At 41.7% G+C, this 6,418-nt stretch carries 3 protein-coding genes; all 3 read right to left on the bottom strand.

What is annotated here, in order from left to right:
* Positions 1-3,229: ankyrin repeat domain-containing protein (locus tag QZZ54_RS10530; protein WP_290702514.1), on the bottom strand; the 3,229-nt coding region annotated here is incomplete at its 3' end.
* A gap of 67 nt (positions 3,230-3,296) precedes the next feature.
* Complete coding sequence (locus QZZ54_RS10525) at positions 3,297-5,474, bottom strand: caspase family protein (RefSeq protein ID WP_290702512.1); 2,178 nt, start codon at positions 5,472-5,474, stop codon at positions 3,297-3,299.
* A gap of 156 nt (positions 5,475-5,630) precedes the next feature.
* Positions 5,631-6,311: a hypothetical protein gene (locus QZZ54_RS10520; RefSeq protein WP_290702511.1), complete on the bottom strand. Its 681-nt coding sequence runs from the start codon at positions 6,309-6,311 to the stop codon at positions 5,631-5,633.
* Positions 6,312-6,418 lie beyond the last annotated feature (107 nt).

The raw sequence follows: 6,418 nt of genomic DNA, 5'->3' as shown, positions 1-6,418 counted from the left end.
CGTTAAGCCCTTTCGCGTATTTTTTCCATAGCTGAATTAAACTGTAGCTGGTAGGTTGCTGTTCAAGCAGCTTCTCAACATATTTCAATGCAGCATGTTTATCATTAATCCAGAGTCTTTCAACATGAAATTTACCTAATGCGATAGAATCTGGAAACTCACCCACCGCCAATTGATATACACGATCAACCAAAGCATCACGCTTCATGGCTGCAGCTAAGTCCAACACAGCGATAAAAAAATCTTCAGGAATAAATGTAAGCTTAGCTAGCCCTTTTTCTGCAACACTAATAGCTTGTGCACTATCACCACTTTGCTTCAAAGCACTGATATAACGTTTATAATCACTACTATTAGTCTCATCATCTAACTGAAAAACCTTCTCCATTGCATCCGCGGCTTCAGCGTACCGATTATCTGCTATTTCTAGCCTCGCAATCTCTCTATGCAGATTCGCTATATTAGGCATCTGTTGAAGCGTATCATCCAACACTTGACGCGCACGCCCTTTATCGCCAGAGGTCCTGAGTGAAGCCGCTAAATAGCGATTCATCTTTGCCTCAATAGGCTCTCCACCTTCTTTGTGATACATACGCGCAATTAAAGAAAAATGTTTTTCTGCCTGTTTAATCGCCCCTTGTTTGATGAATAACGTCGGCAATTGCGTAAAATCAAAATAAAATGGAAATATGGTTGCTGCTTTTTGAGCCGCGACCTGCGCCTGCTCATAGTGATAACCTTTATTTAACTCGGATGAGTTGGCTGCCAGCGCACGCCAATCGTGTGGAGATGTTTTCAACCAACTTCTGGATCTCTCTCCCAAATCAGCCCTTTCCCAAAGACGAGCATGGCTATACTCACGAATGGAGTTGCCGACTAACGTTCCATTTATACCTTCAGATACAGAAAAGTTCTGCATACGGTCTTTAAATTTAGTATTAGTAACCAACTGAGAATCATTGTACATCCAAGCTATCTGCCAATAATTCGGCAACAATCGAGAGGCAGTTTCAAGATAGTCTAGTTTTAATGGCTTATTTACTAATTTATCAGCAACAAAAGCTAAATCAATCAAGGCCATAGCATCGGACGCAACAAACGGATAAGAAGGGGGATATTGTGCTACCAACTGCCGATAATCCTTATTCAAACCAACATCAGCTGTCACTGCAATTTTGCTTTTCAAAGCACCGTTCAACGCGTTATACGCGTTTTGCAAATTTCCATTATTACTCTGAATTTCAACCCAAATATAAGGCGCAAAGACACTACTATTATCTGAGTGAAGATCTTGTTCTACAGATCTAATTAATTTCTCTTTTTTATTTGCCCAATACAACAAGCTCCAATACTCGAGCCGTGAGTCAGCATAAGGATTTACCTCTAAATTCGAGTTTAACGTTGGCGCATTAATAAGACCTACCAGATAATCCAGCACTTCCTGTTGCCCATGGTGAACAGCTATTTGAGCCGGAATGTACCCATTGTTATCACGAGAATCGACCGAAAATCCCGCTTCGACTAACGTTGTGACAATTTTTAAAGACCCAAGTCGAGCAGCTTCATGTAGTAGCATGGAACTCTTTTTGAAAGTGCTATTTTTTGTAGCAACATCAAGTAGCAGCTTAAGCAATTCAGTAGAATTTTTTTCAACAGCAAGAGATAACGGACTACGACCATCGCCATTAAGAGCAGCAACCTTCGCACCTCTGGTAAGCAGCTGGTTTACATAAGTCACATCATTTCTACTGACGGCTTCATGTAATAAGGTATCACCGTTTATATCGACAACATCAAGACTAGAGGGAGTATTCGCCAACCATTGGTTTAGTGCTTCATGATGGCCATCACGGTATGCGCGCTGATAAATACTTGCACCCTTCAGGCTCAGCATTTGATTACTGCCTTCATGCTCTAAAATAAGCGAAACAATATCAAACAGCTCTTTTTCGTAAGCTGAATGTAATGAGGTATAACCAATTTTATCAATCTGCGCTAGTCCGTTGCCGTTTCTCGCAAGTGAAGCGGCATAGTCAATATGACCTGATTTAATCGCGGCATGCAGAACGCTATTACCGAAACTATCAGTAACATCAACCGACTTTATGTTAGGCAGCAACTCATTAATAAACGATTGATTACTGGATTTTAACAATGGAAAGATAAAGGCCGATCCGTCGCGACCGACTACATCAAGATTTGCACCTTTTCTGACCATCTTATGTAACAGCGAAACCGCTGCCTGATCATCATCAGTGGTTGTAATCTGTTCTAATAATAACAGTACAGGGTAATCGTAGGCAGGCACTTCATTCCAGCCATCATTCTCACTTTCGGTATCAATCAGACCACGACTGTTGATGTCAATGCCCTTATCCAACAACCAACTTGCTGCTTCAATTTCCCCATGTAGCAAAGCAATTTGTAGTAGGTTGGCGCCATTAACATCAAGCGTGTTAATGTCCGCACCCGCTTGAATCAAATACTGAAACACTTCGCTACTTTCTTCTGCGGCAAGATGAATAGGCGCAGACTGCTCCGCCGCTTTCAGATTTACATCCGCTCCAAGCATAACCAGTAGCTTAACCAGATCCAAGTTGCCGGTTTGTACCGCCAGTTGTAAATAAGTCTGATTATCCCCCCCCTCAAAAGCATTAAGATCAGCACTTAGTGACACTATCTTTTCAATTAAAGTAAGGAGTTCCTTATTATCAGCTTCGTTGTCGAATAACTGCATAGCCAAAAACAAAGGACTTCCATATGAATTCTCATTTCCTTTACTTACAACCGTAACTCCTTGATCAAGCAACCAATTGGCTAGTTCGATCTGCTCTCTATATAAGGCGTGCTGTAAAACAGTATCACCGTCTCCATCAGGCATATTGATATCAACACCTAGCGTCATCAGGTATTGTAAAACTTCAAGCGCACCCCCTTGCGCACCTATATGAATAGGATCAAATTGATTGGTAGTTTTGAGATTAATCTTCGCACCATTTTCAAGCAGTAACTTGGTTAATCTCAGATCATTATTGAATACAGCGGCATGTAATGCAGCCACTCCCTCTTCCTCGTCGAGGAGATTGAGGTCTACACCTTGCTGAATTAAATATTCAACTTTCTCAATATCTTCATTAATAGCAGCATTGACAAGCTCTGTTGCAGAAGCAGATCCTGTCAGTAATAAACAAACACACACGAATGAAATAAAATTACGATAATTCACCATTCCACCCTCACCTTTTATATTTTAACAACCAGCTAACCGCACATACTGACAGTCACGTACACTAACGCTACTGACTCACTTCCCAGCGGTAAATTTCCATAGACCCAAGCTCAGGGGGAGTGGACCTTCTCGCCCCGCGAACTGTTGCGGAATATTGATTCATTACATCATTATTAGCTGTTGTTGCCGCTTCAAATAAAACTTGCATTAGCGATTGATTAGCTAAATCTCTTACCCCAGCACTCACGGGGCCTCGTGTTGTTACCCCTAAGGGCGGCTGTTCCAAAAATTCAAAATCGCGTAATACATCGGAGGCAGGCTGACTTAAAATTATTAGATCTTCCAGCCCCTCAGGCTCAGGTATAAGTTCTAAATCTAAAACAAACTCTTTACCGGCTTCAAGGCGGTTCGCCTCGCCAGAATGTTGAGGGAAAAGCTGAGTGATTCCATACATGCTATCTTTATAAAGAACACTGACATCTTGTGACATTTGTGAGCTATTCTTAATTACGATATGAACACCGTCTCCCTCATGAAATACTGGTACCCTAGTCATAGGATACTGACTTTTTTTACCGGATATATTAATTGTCACCTCAACGTCTAGAGGTGATTGTTGCCCCCCTCCTTCGCTAACAATATGTTGCAACCGAATAAGATTTTCACCTTTGGCTATCCGAGTTAAGCCACTTTCCAGAGGCATTAAAATAGCTTCATATGTAATCTTTCTACGAGTAAAATCGAAATTTAACAATTGCTGAGGCGAACGTAGATCTAAACAGCGGCTAAGTTCTTTATCTACAAGTCCCTGCTGCTCACATGGTAAGCTTTGATCAGCTGTAAGAAACCATAACTTATTTTCAAACACAGACACTCTAAGGTCAGTAATCTCACCTTCTTGCCAATCTCTAAGCATCGGAGTTACTGCCGTTGTGGCTTTCACAGCTTTATCTAGATTAAGTATTTGCGATTCTGTCATATCTGCTGAAGCTACTGCCTTCACTGTCATAGAAAAACCCAAGACAGGCTCTTTCATCACAGTAAATACTTTACGAGGTAATGTTTTCTCTGTTACCCCAACGATGCTAGCTAGACTATATAAAGAATGGGCCTCAACGATTTCGGCATGACCTAGAAAATCGTCCTCATCTATCAATGCAGAGCTGTATAAATTAATCAACGAGCCCTCGTTATAATTATGTAGTTGCCCTGCGGAAATAGTGATTGTCTTTTTATCTTTTGATACATCGGCAGTCATCACATTAGAACTGGCAGCCTCTTCACCAAAAACGGAATCATTTAAATTAGTGCCGCTAATCAAAGGTTGAGTGTTTCTAAATGGCATCAACCTATATTGATTTAATATATATTGCCCCAGTTGACTATAACTTATGCCTCGATGCTTAGATAAAGCATCCATCATAGTGTAGGTGAGTAAACCATGGAATTTCCTATCCTTGGCGCCACGGGGTAATTTCATTTCCGGTGCCGTTTGAGTAGCCTGAGCTGCAGAAAAAGCGATTAAACTACCTCGATCAGCATCACCTGCACCACTTTCATCAACGATTGAAAAAGTTGCTTGCTCGCCAATAGTTTCATCCCTCCAGCCCCGTGAGGATATCGAGTCGCCCATCGGAATACCCAAAACGGCAGCATCAACCTGGCGAAAGCGAATTTCACCAAAACCGCCACCTCGTGTCATTGTGCCTGAGTGGCAGCTATCAAAAACAACCCAAACATCAGCGCCCTTATCGCGAATGCGGTCTAAATAGACTGCCATAACATTGTCCGATAGCGCATTTTTTACAGAGCCAATATACTCATCCCACCCTGCGGCATCCGAGGGTAGAAATATCTCATCCAAACCGTCTGTTTCAGTATTACTAACAGATTCCGCTGGCTGACGAGAGCCATGTCCAGCAAAATGCAAATAGATGAAGTCATCTTTTTCTACATCACTAGCTAGCCGCTCAAGGGCATCGATAATAGCCTGCCTGGTAGGCTTACCATCAGCGATATCACTTTCACTTAACATCGTTATATTTTTAGCACTAAAACCTCGTGTGCCTAACACTTGTCGCACCAATTCCGCATCATGCATGGGCCCGTCAAGATCAGCTCCCTTTAAAAAAGGGTACTTAGTCACGCCAACTAATAGCGCTTTATTTGTTGCTAATGCGGCACTAGCCCAAAGTAATGCTAAAAAAAACAAAGGAACTATCAGATTTTTATGGTTTTTCTTCATTTTCAAGTCCCTATTTATTAACGTCACTAGATTATTAATAAGAAAAACTGTGCTGACGGAGAAAAGAAAGGTTCATGCCGATGATGAGATCGGATGGGGGGGGATGGGGATGGGGATAGGGGATGGGATCGAAAAGCTCCCAACCCCACAGTTCAATCAGTTAGTGTAAAGCGTGTAGTCATTATAAACGTCACCCAAGTTTTTAATTCTCACTCTAAACTCACCAGTCCAGCTTGGGGTCCAACGACAAAGCATCGTATCTGTACCATCCGTATCAGAACAAATAGAGTTACCATCTTCATCATATATATATAAATCTAAATCAGTATCGCCGTCACCTTCAACAAAGACTTCTGCTCTACGGTTTCCTTTAAATTTCATTCTATACGTATCAACTGAGTCAGCTCGAACCCGGTCATCATGCCCGCTAATAGCTCCACCAATTCGACCTCGTGCTTTTATATCTCTCACATCTTCAATTAACGCTAACAATCCTGCGTTATCACCCGCCAATTCAGTTGCACGCTCTAACAATTCACTCGCAGACAAACTCTGCCCGCTCTCTTTTTTAGAATCTTGACCGCCTTCCGATGTTTTCGCTGTCTGAACCTGAGTAACAGCCACACCTTTACGTAATTTTGCGGCAGAAATCAGAAGTAAAGCATCTTCCTGAGCCAAACCAAGAACCGCTAAGTTCGCGGCAGTATTTAATTGTGAAACAGCCCCAGCATCGACCTTAGCCTCAGTATCCACATTCATTCCAGCAGATACTGCACTAGAAGCCAGCATCAAGGCAGAAATAGAGAAAACTGCAATGTTATTTTTTATTATCTTCATAATTATCCCTTTACTATCATTAACATACTAAGCGTATTCAAAAGAATTTTCTGCCAAAAAAATCTCCTGTATTTTAAATCACCAGAGCATTTTTTTATCAGGTCTGC

It is taken from the genome of Amphritea sp. (assembly GCF_016744155.1).
In the GTDB taxonomy this organism is placed as follows: domain Bacteria; phylum Pseudomonadota; class Gammaproteobacteria; order Pseudomonadales; family Balneatricaceae; genus Amphritea.
This window is presented reverse-complemented; position numbering and strand designations above follow the sequence as displayed.